Raw genomic sequence first — 15,759 nt, forward strand, 5'->3', positions numbered from 1 at the left:
CTTTTAATTTAAATTAAAAGGTTCTTTTTTCATATTGAGCTGAATATTCTTTTTACGGTATTTTTTATACCACACCACGCCAACAATAACAGCCATTAAATAAGGAAGGGATAAAAGATACAACACACCTGTATTTAAACCCGCAGTTTGTGTATTGCCATTTTTTACACCCTGTTCGGCATTAATGGTACACATGGAACATTGTGCATTAACATTGGGGGTTATAGCAAAGGTAAATACCAATACAAACAGGATATAAATTGCTTTCTTCTTCATGGTTTACAAATATAAGCATAAACGCCTGGAGGGGTTTAAAAATTATGTCATAAAAAAGCCTCGCTTTTTAGGGCGAGGTTTTGAAGATATGGCAATTTCAGTTTATATTGATTCGATTGTATATGCAGCGATGCTTACCCCATCAACAATTCTATAAATAATAAAACCAGAAGTATTATTACCAATAGAATAATAACCATCTGGCACAAATGTGGTATAACTACTATCTGCGTAATATTTATTATTTGCAGAGTTTTGAAAAATAGTAGTGTCTAACCAAAGATCATTTACGGTATCTAAAACAGCTTCCGGACTTGTACAATATAATTGTACCGGATTAAGTGGCAATGGTAATAGATAAGAATCTAATTGCTTAGCAACTAGCTGTCTTGGGATCCCTTCATCTGAATTAACACATTCTATGAACTCATCAACAGCGACAGCAAGAGCAATGTATCCTAAATATTTCACACCAACAAATTTCAATGCTTGAAGTGCTGTTGTAGCTGTCATTCCTGTAGTAAATGCACTCACAAACAAGTAAAAAACGAATAATATGTTAGACGGAGATGCTGTCATTCCTGTAGTAAATGCACTCGCAAACAAGGTATAGGCTTGGTTAAAGCCAAGTGCAGCCAATGCACAATGCACCCATTTAGGAGTACCTCCTGTTGCTGCAGAATTATTTGCTGCTTCGTATAATATGGCCAACATTGCTTTTTGCTGTGGAGTAAAATTTAGAATATAAGTTTGCTCTTCATAAGTAAGCGTAATCCACTCTTGAGTTCCAACAATCTGATCAATCAAATTATTATATAGTGTAGTTCCTGATTCAACTGTGGACTGTATTAACTGGCTCGCTTGTAGTTCGTCTAAATTCTGAACATCAGTTGGAGTTAAATCATCGAAAGGTTGCAGATTCAAACTTAAATTTGATAGAGCTAAAGTAATCCTTGTATTATCTTTAATTGATAAATCATTATTGTGTGCAGACGTTTTATTATTAATGATTTGTTATTTTTTACAACCATTAATAATTATTAAAGTAAATAAAAGCGTTAGATAGATTAGTTTTTTGATTTTTAGATAGTGAAATAATAGTTTAATTTATGTCATACCAATTACAATTATTACTAATTATTTTGATTTTTAATTATTGTTAATATTTATGCCAAATAAAGCTCATCATTTCAAATGACCTTTATTAGTTTTATACTATCATTTTAATATTCTTCTCAATTTAACCCCTTGCCTTTAAGGCAAGGGATTTGGGAGAGATAGATTAAACTTAAGAAGTTATTGCTTTACAAAGTACCATACATAAATGAACTCACATCAGCTGTGCGGTAAAGGCCACCAATTAATCCAACATTGGTATTAGTACTTGTTACCCAGTCAATTTTAAATGGCCCTGATAAAAAGAAATTTTTAATACCGTCATATTCAGTCCCGCGCGCAGTCCAGTTACCGTCATAAACAGGATTTGTTAAAGTAATTACTCCGTCAGTTATAGAATAATTAAATGTTGCATTTGCACTAAAAGTTGTGGTACCATTATTCGGGCTGATATTCACTACCGCAGTACTGTTGCTTGTTAAAGCAAAGCTGAGTCCTACTATTGTTCTGGCTTGAGGCAAGCCAGCCAACCTATTTACCAACGCCTGATAAATCGCATTAAATTGAGAAGTAACTCCACTTGGTAACATGGCTCCTCCAGCTATTGGAGATGTGCCACCAATACTAATTTTCCTATAAGCATAGCTAGTTGGGTATCCAAATAACAGTGGTAGTGGAGTTAATGGTATAGGGCTTGATTTGATAATGTACTCTTTTCCTGTAGTATCATACATGGCAAGCGTATTTGCATCCTTCCAGGCAACCTTAACCAGCGTAACACCTTGAAAAACCAATCCTCCAGAAGTCATTGAAATCCCGTCAGTTGTTAACGCTATTTTATTGGTAGCAGAAACCACTGTTTTACCATCGGCCAATATACCAGTTAAGGTAGTTCTTTTGCCGCTCGCCAAAACATTGGTAAAATTAACACTTAATCCGGCCTTAACCATTGAACTTCCAGTACCCACTTCAATATAAGGATTTTGCGTAGTGGCAAAAAATGACTTAAGCTTATCTGAAGATGTTTTCAGACCTTCGGCAGTATATGCTGCTTTTTGAGCAACAGTAGCTTTCACCATAGCCAGGGTTTGGCGATAAGCCTTACCGATAAAAAATATACTATCGGGCGTAGAGCGGACATATGTAAACTCGACATCGCTTTTGAAACCAGTATTACCAGCTCCACCAAAAACACTATTGTTAGGATCGGCCAGCATTGAAATATAATTATAAGTATCGAATATTAATTCGGTACCTAAAACAGACTTCACCCTAAATGTAGACTTCCCAAGTGTTTTTGCCGTATTATCATTTAAATCAGCATACATCGTAACATTTTGATTTTCATCAAATGCCATATAAAATCCGTAAGCACCACCTGCATTTGTGGGTAAAGTTGCTATCCAGCCATTAGGCGCAGAAGTTAATGTATTGGTAACTGAAGCAATGGATTCAGCCATTCTCTCCTCTGGCTTCTGATCAAAATCAGAAACAAAAGAATCTTTTTTACAACTTGCCATAGCCAGGCAAATCATAAATAAATATAATATTCTTTTCATCATTATAATGTTTGACCTAGTGAACCGAAAAAGTAATTAGTAGGTGCTCCGTTTACGTACATACCACCAAAATTGTTAAAATTTGTATTATCTATTGTTTTAGGCATCCAGTCTGCTATAAAAGTTTTCCCTGTTAAATAGGCTTGTATAGAACTTGTAAAGCCAGCCGTAAACAGAGCCGCATTCGCGTAACTACCCGTAGTGCCAGCCTGTGCAACTTTAGTGAATGTTACAGCGCCGGTAGTAGCATTTATAGTATATGAAAATGTATAATCGGCGAAAAACTGTGTACCACCGGCAGCTGCAGTAAATGCACCTCTTACCGTTAATGCTGTAGTAGACTCAAAGCGAAATTGCACATAATCCAAGTGGTATTTACTGGTACTACTGTAGGCCAAAATAGCAGCTTTAAAATTATTATATGCTGTGGTAAATTCTGTGGACATTGGATTCGCAGTATAAAGCGGATCTTCTAAATTTATGGTCATTGTTTTAAATAAATTTTGACCCATCCAATAAGGGAAACCTGCCGAAGGTAGCTTATAAGTATTTCTAACCACATTCTGAATTTCCCTTTGTAATGCTCTAAAATCAACTCCTAAATTGATAGTAAAATATTGAACTACACTCGCTTCTTTAGCTTTTAATGCCGCTTTACCTATCGCAGTAGAAGCGTTTGCCCTTGCATCGAACCAGGCTTGCCCCAGTACTAATAAATGTGATGTAGTTTCTGCAAAATCTTCTCCTGGCTGGCTTGAGGCATAAGGACTTACGTAACCATTATCTCTCGCTGTTGCATCTGCTACAGTTGTCCAGGTTGCATTATAAGTCGACTTCGTAATCGTTTGAAAATCTGTCGGCATTGCAACCAGTTGATTTAAAATATGCGTAAATTCGTGATGAATAGTTCTTAACTTTCTGGTTACAGCATCTGCATTACTTGCATCAAAATTATTTAGATCATAGATGGTAACACGCTTTCCTGCGGATGCAGTAGCCAAAATCATCGATCCATCAGTTTGGTAAGCTCCTGAACCATATAGTACCCATTCTTTTGGCAGCATTTTTTTAATAAATGGAATACCTGCTACTTTTTTATATGGATCAATAAAACCTTCCAATACAGTTTGCATCTGCGGCTGCACTTTTGCAGGATTTGCTGGACTAACCACTTTATCGTTATCTTTATAAAAATCGCTATAACGGTAAATCACGTCCATATTGTAAGGATCCAGGAAAGTGGTTTTCAACCAGCTATCCAATGTGGCATTGGCTACCGGATTATCAACATACTTTGTTAGATCAATGCTAGCTGAATCTTCTTTCTTACAGGATTGTATTGTTATAAACAACAGAAACAATCCTAATATTCTTATTAAATATCTTTTCATAATATTCTTATTAATTATCTAGGATTTAATGGTACACCAGAAAGTTTTGCTTCTTCAGGAATTTGAAATACTCTTTTGTTATCATCAGCCTTTAGTTCGATAAATGTTTCGTTACCCTGAGCGTCAATAATGTTATGCTTAACTGTCATTCTGGTGCGGAGAATATCAAACCATCTTATACCTTCCTGCAGAAATTGAGCTTTCTTGGTATCTAAGATCAATTTTATTAAACCATCTTTAGGATCAGCAATTCCGTAATAAGTTGCAATTTTAGCTAAAGTAGCAGCATCACTAGGTGTATATCCTCTAACGTAAGCCGCAAGAGCTGTATTGATATCAGTTAGCGATTTATCAAATTGACCTAATCGGGCATAGGCCTCTGCTCTGTTCATTAAAGCTTCATCAGTTGTAAGTGCAGGGGACATTAAATAAGTAATACCAATGTTTGAAACCTGATTTGTTACATAGAAGTATTCTTTATACTTATAGGTAGTATAACTTGGCTTTGTGTAGAAAAGAATCTTATTTGCAAATGCCTTACCTGTGATATTGGTACCGGTACCAAACATTTTGACTAAAGTTTCGCCATAACCATATCTTGGTGAAGTTAAACGCTGATAGCTGGAGTATAAATTGATTAATAATAGATTATATTTCTGATCTGAACGGGTAAAAGCAGCCCGAAAATCCTCCGAGCTCATATCATATAAAGCTCCATTAATAGGCCTGATGATATTGGCGAAGTTTTCAGTTGAAATTAAAGAAGCATGATCTACTACTTTTTGCCATTCACCTTTAAATAAATAAAAACGGGAGGCAAATGCATGTGCTGCAGCAGGAGTAAAATGATATTTTGGAACTTTATATGCAGAAGCAGAAAGTAACGCTAAACCATCTGTTAAATCTTTTTCAATTTTTTCGTAAGTGGAAGCAACTGTTCCCCTGTCATACTTTTTAATTACAACAGTTTCAGGACTTGTTACGTAAGGAACACCCGGAGAATCATTTGCTCCACCAACCACATATGCTTTTGCATAAAATGTTACTAACATAAAGTGTGCATAGGCTCTTGCTACTAAAGCCTCACCTTTATAAGGTTGTGCTGGTGAGCCAAAGTTATTGGCTTCAATAGCTTCAAGTGCCTGATTTGCAGCCGAAATAGCCTGATAGCAGGTGTTCCAGTAATTAGATGGCGAACCTCTGTCTGCACCTAAAACGTCGTCCCAGTAATAAGGCTTGCTTGAAACATCAGATAAAGTCCCAACTCCAGAGCCTTTATCTTCAGCATTATCAGAAGCAGCCTCTGCAAAAGTATAATAATCTCCTTCAGGATATGCTGTAGCTACTAGTTGTGCCACTTTATCAACCGAATTAATTTCAGTTCTATTGTCAGGTGCTGTATCTAAATATTTGTTACATGAGACTAAAGTAACAATCCCAAAAAGAGCAGCGTATTTTAATTTATTAAATTTCATAATAAAATATCTTTTAAAATCCAACCTTTAATGATAATGTATATTGTTTTGGTATTGGCAAGGCTACACCACCGTTTCCAAAAAACTCAGGATCTTGTCCATTTAATCTTTTATCAGAATATAATAAGGCTATGTTGTTCCCTACAAAAGATACAGATGCATTAGACATGTTTAGTTTGGATGTAATTTTTTTAGGCAAATCATATGTTAACGATATTTGCTTAAACCTGATGAAATCACCTTTTGCTACCCTTTCTGTTGAAAAATTATAAATATTGTATGGATAAACAGCTGAGGTAGTTGCCCCTGTAGCGTCAGTAACTAGTCTTGCAGCAGTATATGGATCCAATATTGAGGGAACGTTCGTAAAGGCTTCATCACCAGGCTGTATCCATCTGTTTAGCATTGATTTAGTCATAGAATAAATATCTGGATAACTAGAAGAAAACTCTTGAGCCAAACGCACATAATTTCCTGCTGCAAAAGTGAATAAAGCAGATAAACTGAATTGTTTATACCTGAATTGATTATAAAAACCTCCTGTTAATTTTGGATCAATTGGCCCTTCATATTTTAAATTTGACACTTTAGTACTTTGCAGATATACATAAGTGTTTTTTCTACCACTTTCATCAATGAAATATGGATAACCGAAATTATGATCTAAACCTGCAAATTGAATTGAGAATAAGCCACCTTGCGAATAGCCAACCACTGAACCTCCGTTGTCACTAACCAAATCAAGGATTCTTGGTGTATTCTGTAATTCTGTGATCTCATTTTTGTTGTAAGCGGTATTAAATTGAGTTCTCCATTTAAAATCACCATTGGTAATTACATTACCGCCTAAAGTAAACTCAATACCTTTAGCTTTCATTTTACCATAATTAGCATCTTTTGTATATTCTCCACCAATACCCGATGTTTTAATCTGTCCGATTAAATCATAAATATTTCTCTGATATAAATCAACGGTTAAATTAACCCTGTCTTTAAAAAATGTTAAATCAAAACCTAAATTAGCTTCTTTTAACTTCTCCCAGGTTAATTCGGTATTGGCCAGACTTGAAATATAGGTAAGGGTTTCTTTCTCATTTTCATAAGGTCTTCTACTTAGCCTATTATAAAAAAGTGCACCCGAATTATTTGCATTACCAATATTTGCAACCAAACCATAGGTACCTCTGATTCTAGCTGAAGACAATACAGGGTTTTCGACCCAGAAACTTTCCTGATCTACATTCCAAGCACCTGAAATGTTCCATGTTGGCAACCATCTGGCTGTTCGGCTTTTGCCCATTAAATTCGAACCATCATACCTTGTTGTAGCATTGAAGCTATATTTATCTTTATATGAATATGCTGCTCTTAAAGCAAACGCTGCAAAACGATCTGCACCATATCCCATACTATAATAAGGTGCATTAGATTCCTGAGCTTTTTTGAAATACAGATAGTTAGCATTAACAATTCCACCGTTGTCATATTGATAGCCTACCCCATCAAATTTAGAATTCTGGCGATCTATGTATCTGACCTCCATTGATCCAAAAACGTTTAAGTGATGATTTTCATTAAATTTCCTATCAAACTCTAGATTCTGTCTGAAGTAATAATTTTTTAAATCATCATAAGTAACATTATAAAATCCCCCTTCCGGTAACGTTACCACCGGTAACTTAGTTAAGTCTTCTGGATTAGTATATAAAAATGGATTATCACCTACAGTTGTAGCATCCTGAGCTGCTCTAAATGCCAAAGCCATATTGGAGTTTTCTTTAATATAATGCTTACGGTCGGTTTTGGCATATCTATAAGCACCATCAATAGAATAAGTTAAAGAAGGAATAATTTTATACTTCAATCCCCCCTGTATTTTGAGATCAATCTGCCCTAATTCTAAATAGTTATTATCCAGTTCATTTAAGATGTTAAAAGGAGCATAGTTTCTGTTAAAATATTCAAGGCTCCCATCTTCGTTATAAGCAGTCATTGCCCTGCTCGTATTTAAGGCATAAGAATAGGGATTGATATCAAAATTTCTTGAAAAAGTGCCATATACAGGATCCGAATTACGGGTTAATGTTCCCGGTGCTTTTTGATCGCGGATAGACCCATTAATGATGAATTCACCACTCAGCTTATTACTCATTTTAAAGGTTGATCTTAAGTTACCCGTAAAACGATCTACACTATTTCCAATAGTCTGGCCATTATCGTGCAAATAAGAAGTTGAAGCATAGGTTTGAAATTTCTCTGTACCTGAAGAAAAGCTCATGGAATGTTCTTGTAACAGCGAGTTTTTAAATAATATATCAAACCAATTGGTATTGGCGTTAGCATATCTGTTTAAAAATTGGGCACGATCTGTAGCCGTGTTTTTTAACGCATAGGTATCCGTTGCGGCATTATAATCATATAAGGCATTGTACATTTTGTAAAAAGGCCCCCCGTCTGCACCTCTTGAAGCTGACGTATGCTGAAAATACCCCTTATTCAGCATCTCCATCATTACCGACATTTGATCAGCTGAGTTCAACACATCAAATTGATTATAATTAGGCTTTAAGTAGGTAGTAAAATTACCTGAATAGCTAATTCTTGGGGCACCTTCTGTTTGACGTCCTTTTTTTGTAGTCACTACAATTACGCCGTTCATTGCACGCGCACCATACATTGCTGTAGCGGCCGCGTCTTTTAGAATATTGAAACTTTCAATGTCATCCGGATTTAAACCAGCAACAGAAGATCCGATTAAAGTATTGGCATCACCAGTTGATAATGCATCATTGGAAATATTCACCACATCTTCCAGAATAATCCCATCCACTACCCAAAGCGGTTTGTTATCACCAGAGATTGAAGTAGCGCCACGTACACGGATTTTAGGAGCAGCTCCAAAAGTACCTGATACATTCTGTACCGAAACTCCAGCAACCTGTCCTTCTAGCATACGGCTTATATCTGGAACTCCGTTACGCTGTGCATCTGCTGCCTTTACCTGTGTAGCAGATCCAGTAAATAATTTTCTATCTAACTGCTGATAACCCGTAGAAACGACATTCACTTCTTTCAAATCCGCTGCATCTTCCTCCAAAGTAACATTGATAACGGTTCTGGTACCAATAGGAACTTCCAGTGTTTTATATCCGATATAACTGAATGTTAAAACTGCCCCCTCTTTTACAGAGATGGTATAATCACCAGAATTACTTGTGGATACCGCGTTGGCCACTCCTTTTTCCCTTACACTAACCCCAGGCAATGCCGCGCCATTTTTATCTCTTACTTTACCTGAAACTTTTACGGCTACGAAATAGCCTATTACTTTATCTAAAATAGATTTCCCGGCTGGTTTGATCAAAATAGTTTTATCCTCAATAGTATAGGTTAGATCCCTTCCGGAAATAATTTTATTCATTACCTCCTCTATGGTTGCATTACTAAAATTTGCATTTAAAATAGTACTAGTTTTAATAGTATTGGTCGATAATAATACATCATAACCAGACTGCTGTCTGATTTCCCTGAACATTTTCTCTAATGTTACATTCTTCTCCTTTAATGTAACCAATTGTCCGAATGAAGCTGCACTTACCTGCATTAACGAGGCCAGCAGAACAACCGTAATTAACTTCATCATGAGTAGCAATTTAGGTATGTAGCGTCGGTGCGTACATAAAATTTCAATATAAATTTTGTACATTTAATAGTCTGTTTTTTTGTGCGAAGCGCAATGAAGTTTGGACGCATAATTGCGTTTCGCGGGTTATCCAAGAAATAATTGATTTTTAATCGATTCCGGTTTACGGAATAGCTGAACAGATATGAAAAGGGGTGTTACAAGCACTCCTTTTTTATGCGTTCAACTTTTGGATCGTCAGGAGTTTTGTCGAAGTTTATTCATGGTTGTTAGGTTATGGTTGATTAATTAGTTGCTTCTTATTTTATAGATAAAGGTTAGTTACTTCTTCATCTTTTTACTCGTTATTCTTTATAGACAATCACTTTATTGTCTTTAATATCAAAGCGAACCTGGCCGGTCTGTTCAAATTTTCTAAGTACTTTAGATATTTTTTCGAAGCGGCTTACTGTTCCGTAATACATTACTTCTTTGGCCTCAGGATCGGCATATTCTATTTCTACATTATACCATCGGGCCACCTTGCGTAAAATGCTTTCCTGTTTTTCGTTGTTGAACATGAAATAACCCTTTTTCCAGGCAATCGCTTCATCCACATCTACTTCTTTTACATCTATGCCCGAATTGGTTACCAGCGATTGTTCTCCAGGCTTCAGCACTTCGCTTTCATTGTTATTTTTGTGAGAAACCCGCACACTACCTTCCAATAGCGTAGTTCTTGTTACCTTTTCATCCTTATAGCTATTAATATTAAAGTGAGTACCCAACACTTCAACAACCTGTTTATCGGTTTCCACAATAAAGGGGTGTACAGTATCTTTAGCTACCTCAAAATAAGCTTCCCCATCTAATTTAACCACACGCTGTTTTGTAGCACCAATGTTTAATGCATATTGAATGGAGGAGGCTGCATTTAACCAAACAGTAGAACCATCTGGCAACTTAATTTGCCATTCGCCACCGTTTGGGGTCGAAATGGTATTTAACCGATCATCGTTTACATTTTCAGATCCGGCAATATGGTAAACCAACTGGCCGTCGTCAGTTTTTGTGATCGAGAAACCGGCTTCTTTTGCTATATCGCCTTTCATCGCGTCGGAAAGCGAGATTTTCCTCCCATCAGACAAGGTAAGCACAGCTTTATTTTTTCCAGGTGCTACATCGGTAGTAAAAACATGTTCTTTCTTCTTCTGCAGAGAAAGGTAGGCCGTGAAAGAAAACACAACAAACACCACGGCCGCGGCAGCCCATTTTAAGCTGTTCATTAAAATCCGCCTCGGCGATCGCGCTGGTTTATCTACCGTGAGAATTTTATGCAGAACAGGATTCCATTTTTCTTCATTCACATTAACTGCGTGTTCTTCTTCCGACATAATCATTTTCACAATTTCATCAGAAAGTAACGACGTGCTGTTTTCTACCAAAACCAAAAGCTCTTCTTTTTCAGACTGACTTAAGTTTTTAGCGGTAAACTGTTCTAACAGATAATGTATACGTTCTTCCATAAAGATTCTGATACTAAGAAGCAACAAAAGAAAATTAGGACTATCGGAATATGACTTTTTTTTATTTTATTTTCAAAAAAACAAAAACAATTGGAAAAAAGAATACTATCCCATGCTGATCAAGGTGGGTACGGATGGATTTTAAAGCAATTACGAGCGAATTTTTTACGGTGCTGGGCGAAATATGGAGTATTTCTGCAATTTCCGGGATAGTTTTACCATCACGCCTGCTTAACTGGTAGATATTTTTTCTTTGTTCGGGCAATTTATCGATAGCAACAGCAATAATTCTTGTTACTTCATTCAAATTAATGGTTTCTATCGTATTGTTATGACTATCAGGCTGTTTGGCCATAAATGCATCAACAACCCGCTCCTCTTTTAACTTTTTTCGCAGATAGCTTAAACTTTCGTTAGCAACATATTTATACAGATAGGCTTTTACATTCTCTACTTCTGCCAGTTTATCGCGATTTAGCCATACCCTTAAAAAGGCGTCCTGAATGATCTCTTCTGCGGCATCGTCAGATTTTGTAAATTTTGAGGCAAAAATGTGGAGCACAGGAAGGTATTTGAAGAACAAAACAGAAAATGCTTGTTCGTCTCCCTCCACAATTTTATGAATCAGGGTACGCTCTTTATCCACATTACTTACCGCCATAAAATAGTTTGTTAACCACCCTGTAATTATTTTGAAAGGGCTTATGATAGATTAAAAGATACGGAAAACTAAAACTATTTAGCTTAACTACAATACAACTTTATAATCAAATATACAGATTAGTAAATTTGTGAACTAAAAATGTATTAAAAAAATAAAGCCTTAATTTTTAAGTTAAGGCTTTATTTATATTTCGACGGTCTTTTATTTAATTAGTATTGATAATATGGCGAAATCATCAAATAAACCACTACACCGGTTATGGCAACGTAAAGCCAAAGCGGAAATGTAATCCGTGCAATTTTTCTGTGACGATCGAAACGCTCGGCCAGTGCTCTTACATAAGTAACCAAAACCAAAGGAATAATGGCAATTGACAATAAGATATGCGTCAATAAAATAAAAAAGTAGGCATATTTTATTGCTCCATCTCCTCCAAATTTAGTTGAAGGTGTGGTCATATGATAGGCGATGTACATCACCAAAAATAATAAAGAGCAACCTATGGCTGTTTTCATCAAATTTTGGTGTAATTGTATCTTACCATTCTTTATTGCCCAAACCGCAACAACCAGCAATACGGCAGTAATTCCGTTGATGGTGGCATATATTGGCGGTAAGAACGGCAGAGCAGGCGCATTGATCCCCAGATCTTTTAGCTTTACCACAAATAAAAAAGCTACAGCTACCGGTATAAAAATGGAAAGAATAATGATCCACTTGCTATATTTTTTCTCTATCGGACTATTTTCCATGAGTATTAAATCTTTTTATAGTTATTATGTTATTTTAAAACCGACTATAGACTTGGGACTCCCGACTTAAGACTACCTACCATCTTTAACATTCCTCAAATACTCGGCAATAAGCACTTTTATTTCATCCTCTAACCTGGCATTCGCCTCAGCATTATCGGCGTCGTAAATACCCCTTATGCGATGTAAATTATCTATAAGCACTATTTTATGACTAAATATAAAGCTGCTTTTTTCTTTGCCCTCATCAGATACCACATCGAGTAATAAACCTTGCCTGATTAACGGATAAGTTTGCGCAGTATCTCCTGCCAAAAAATCCCATTTCCCTTCCCTGGCCTTAAAATCAGCAGCAATGTTCTTGAGCCTATCTATATCGGCCGGATCAACAGACAGGCTTACAAATTTAACCAAAGGTTTCTGTTCATAGCTATCGGAAAGTTGCTTGATGTATTGATTAGCCTGTTGGTTTCTGGCTCCGGCGTAGAATAAGTTCAGGACTACAATCTTATTCTCAAATGATTTCCAGCTGACGGTATCGTTGTGCTGGTTGATCAGTTTAAAATCAGGAACAACATGATAAATGGTATCCGGGATTTTCTTTCCCTTTACGCTGTGGAAGGTAGTGGCCACTATTTTTTTCCCAAAGATGGGTAAACTCTTATACCGGTTTTTGGCAAAATGTGGCAATAAGTAAAAAAACAAAAATCCCGGTATAGCTAAAATGCTTACCAGGATTAGTACCTTTTTTATCGGGTTTCTTTTCATTAATGGTTCATCATGTGGATGTTTAAAAACCCACCTTCTATCAGCATTAAGACAATAAAGTAAATAATGAAAATGAACGACACGGTTAGGGCTAACTGTAAGCCTAATTTTTCAAACTTCAAGTGCATGAAATAGGCTACAATATAAAATGCCTTTACCAAAGTTAATGCGATATAGATATAGTTACCCACATGTTGTGGAATATGTCCGCCAGGAATAGCCCATAATGCTATGATAAATTCGATTGCGGTGATTAAAGTTAAAATACCTGCTACTTTCCAGATTTTTGCTTTATCCATTCCGGCATGTTCACCATGCTCGTGTCCTTCTTCTAAATGCGAATGTTGTGACATATTAAATATTTTTATAAATTGAAAATTAAACCAAATAGAAGAATGTAAATACAAACACCCATACCAAGTCTACAAAGTGCCAGTATAAACCTACTTTTTCAACCATTAAATAATGGCCTCTTTTTTCGAAAGTGCCATTAATCGTCATGATTAAAATAATCACATTAATCATCACACCACTAAATACGTGGAAGCCGTGAAAACCAGTGATGGTAAAGAATAAGTTTGCAAACTGTTGTGCAGCAACCAAAGAAACTGGCCCGTCAAATAAGTGTTTCAATTCTTCAGCCGAAGGAATAGTTCCCCACCAGAAACCTTCATGGTGCAGGTGAGTCCATTCTAAAGCCTGGCAACCCAAGAACATAAAACCAAAGATAATAGTAGCTACCAGCCAGCCTATCACTTCTTTTTTTGCACGACGATGTCCGGCCTCAACTGCCATAACCATGGTTACAGAACTTAAGATCAGGATAAAGGTCATGATACCCACAAATACTAATGGTGCGCCTGTATCTTTAATACCAGGAATAGACTGGAAAACCAAATCCGGATCTGGCCATGTTAATTTAGAAAAACGCTGAGCGCCATAGTAGATCAATAAAGATGAAAAAGTAAAAGCATCTGATAAAAGGAAAAACCACATCATGATTTTACCATATTCTACCGACCACGGAGAACGGCCACCATTCCATGGCCCGGTTTTAACTTGATCTAATTGTGATACTGCATTCATTTGGAAATAGTATAATAGTTTGTTAACAAATTTAACGGTTCAAAAGTAAAAAAACATAAAGATATATCCATAATATATCTATAAAATGCCAAAAAATAGAAGCGATTTCCATTCTATACTGAACTTTGGCAACAGGCAGGCTTTTGTAGCTACCCGCTAAAGCACTAATAATTAGGCCAACACCCGCGATAATGTGCAAAAGGTGCATACCTGATACCACGTAAATAAACGATATTGCGGCATTATTTCCTACCAAGGTAGCCCCGGTTCTTACCATACTTCCCCAGGCATTAAACTGCATTACCCCAAAGGCCACGGCCAAAATAACGGTAATCCAAAGCATGTTGCGCTGCAAGCTAAAATTAAGTTTCTTTAAAGCCCTGGAAGCTAGCACCAAAGTGATGCTACTGGCCACAATAACCAAACTGGAGTAAATAAAGGCGTCAGGTAATACTAAACCATGTCCCTTACCTTTTGAAGCGGCAAATACCAGGTAATAACTGGTAAAACCACCAAACATAATTGTTGATGATACGACAAATAACCAAACGATAAATTTTCTTGGTTTTGGGTCAAACGTATCCTGCATCTTTTCCATTGTTAGCACCATAAATTATTTTGCTATAAAATTTAATAATAAGCCCAGCTGCACTGCCGGGATGTAAAAAAACGAACAGAACATTACTTTTTTGGCATCTGCCAGTTCTCTGCTCATTAAAAGTTTAAAAGCCAGCCAGCTAAAAATAATTCCAGCGATTAAAGATAAACCTGCAATGTAATAACCGCCGAAACCATAAATGGTTGGCAATAAACTTACCGGAATTAAAATCAGTGTACTTAAAAAAGTTAAAAGTGCTGATATCCGATCTCTTTTCTTAGTAGGCAATAACCTGAAACCTGCTTTTTTGTAATCATCATCCAAAACCCAGGCAATTGCCCAAAAGTGAGGAAACTGCCATACAAATTGAATAAGGAACAAAATCACAGCAATGTAATAATCAATTTCATGAAACATTTCGGCTTTTAAGCTTCCAAAAGCGGCCAGATAACCGATAAGTGGTGGCAAAGCCCCTGGTATTGCGCCTACAAAAACGGCAATCGGCGATTTTCTCTTTAACGGTGTATAGGCGAAAGCATATAACAAAATGGAAAAAACTGATAACAAACCGGTCTCCAGATTTAACTGTCCCAATAGCCACGTACCTGAAAATGCCATAAAAACGCCCAAAATCAATCCCTGCCCGGTAGTCATTCTACCTGCGGGCATCGGGCGGTCTTTGGTTCTAGACATTAATTTATCCAGATCTTTTTCGATAATTTCGTTAAAGCAGTTTGCAGCAGCGGTTACTAAAAAACCACCAGCAATTAATATTAACCAATTATTCCAATTAATAGCCGGAATAAGATTTCTACCAACCTGCATTTTCTGCCCGATCAAAAAGGAGATCGATGCCGAAAATACTACCGTAAACGATAGCCTGAATTTGATAAGTTTAGAAAAATCTGAAAGATATTGTTTCAATT

Annotated in this window: 14 protein-coding genes; all 14 read right to left on the minus strand. The window is 36.4% G+C overall.

Annotation, left to right across the window (positions count from 1 at the left end):
- Positions 1-3: 3 nt before the first annotated feature.
- Positions 4-276 (minus strand): hypothetical protein, encoded by a 273-nt coding sequence (locus QZ738_RS20550; RefSeq protein ID WP_293790208.1) that lies wholly within the window; start codon positions 274-276, stop codon positions 4-6.
- A 102-nt stretch (positions 277-378) separates the two neighbouring features.
- Complete coding sequence (locus tag QZ738_RS20555; protein ID WP_293790211.1) at positions 379-1,200, minus strand: hypothetical protein; 822 nt, start codon at positions 1,198-1,200, stop codon at positions 379-381.
- A 380-nt stretch (positions 1,201-1,580) separates the two neighbouring features.
- Entirely contained in the window at positions 1,581-2,951 is a 1,371-nt protein-coding gene (locus QZ738_RS20560) for a DUF4302 domain-containing protein (RefSeq protein ID WP_293790214.1), read from the minus strand.
- A gap of 2 nt (positions 2,952-2,953) precedes the next feature.
- Positions 2,954-4,342 carry a substrate import-associated zinc metallohydrolase lipoprotein gene (locus QZ738_RS20565; RefSeq protein ID WP_293790217.1) on the minus strand — a complete coding sequence of 463 codons (1,389 nt, stop codon included), beginning with the start codon at positions 4,340-4,342 and terminating at the stop codon, positions 2,954-2,956.
- Between the two features lie 14 nt (positions 4,343-4,356).
- Positions 4,357-5,817, minus strand: a complete 1,461-nt coding sequence (locus QZ738_RS20570; RefSeq protein WP_293790220.1) for a RagB/SusD family nutrient uptake outer membrane protein — start codon at positions 5,815-5,817, stop codon at positions 4,357-4,359.
- 13 nt (positions 5,818-5,830) lie between these two features.
- Positions 5,831-9,460: a SusC/RagA family TonB-linked outer membrane protein gene (locus tag QZ738_RS20575; protein ID WP_293790223.1), complete on the minus strand. Its 3,630-nt coding sequence runs from the start codon at positions 9,458-9,460 to the stop codon at positions 5,831-5,833.
- A gap of 344 nt (positions 9,461-9,804) precedes the next feature.
- Positions 9,805-10,965: a FecR family protein gene (locus QZ738_RS20580; protein WP_293790226.1), complete on the minus strand. Its 1,161-nt coding sequence runs from the start codon at positions 10,963-10,965 to the stop codon at positions 9,805-9,807.
- A gap of 61 nt (positions 10,966-11,026) precedes the next feature.
- Entirely contained in the window at positions 11,027-11,626 is a 600-nt protein-coding gene (locus QZ738_RS20585; protein ID WP_293790229.1) for an RNA polymerase sigma-70 factor, read from the minus strand.
- A gap of 212 nt (positions 11,627-11,838) precedes the next feature.
- Positions 11,839-12,381 carry a DUF420 domain-containing protein gene (locus QZ738_RS20590; RefSeq protein ID WP_293790232.1) on the minus strand — a complete coding sequence of 181 codons (543 nt, stop codon included), beginning with the start codon at positions 12,379-12,381 and terminating at the stop codon, positions 11,839-11,841.
- A gap of 72 nt (positions 12,382-12,453) precedes the next feature.
- Entirely contained in the window at positions 12,454-13,149 is a 696-nt protein-coding gene (locus QZ738_RS20595; RefSeq protein ID WP_293790235.1) for an SCO family protein, read from the minus strand.
- A complete protein-coding gene (locus tag QZ738_RS20600; RefSeq protein ID WP_090498434.1) occupies positions 13,149-13,502 on the minus strand; it encodes a cytochrome C oxidase subunit IV family protein in 354 nt (117 codons plus the stop codon). The genes QZ738_RS20595 and QZ738_RS20600 overlap by 1 nt, the downstream gene beginning before the upstream one ends.
- 25 nt (positions 13,503-13,527) lie before the next feature.
- Positions 13,528-14,235, minus strand: coding sequence for a cytochrome c oxidase subunit 3 (locus tag QZ738_RS20605; RefSeq protein WP_293790239.1), 708 nt, complete (start codon positions 14,233-14,235; stop codon positions 13,528-13,530).
- 31 nt (positions 14,236-14,266) lie between these two features.
- The gene (locus tag QZ738_RS20610; protein ID WP_293790242.1) at positions 14,267-14,833 is read right to left on the minus strand and encodes a cytochrome c oxidase subunit 3; all 567 of its coding nucleotides are present in this window, start codon (positions 14,831-14,833) and stop codon (positions 14,267-14,269) included.
- A 15-nt stretch (positions 14,834-14,848) separates the two neighbouring features.
- The gene (gene cyoE / locus QZ738_RS20615) at positions 14,849-15,757 is read right to left on the minus strand and encodes a heme o synthase (RefSeq protein ID WP_293790245.1); all 909 of its coding nucleotides are present in this window, start codon (positions 15,755-15,757) and stop codon (positions 14,849-14,851) included.
- Positions 15,758-15,759 lie beyond the last annotated feature (2 nt).

The sequence above is a fragment of the uncultured Pedobacter sp. genome (assembly GCF_913776295.1).
In the GTDB taxonomy this organism is placed as follows: Bacteria; Bacteroidota; Bacteroidia; order Sphingobacteriales; family Sphingobacteriaceae; genus Pedobacter.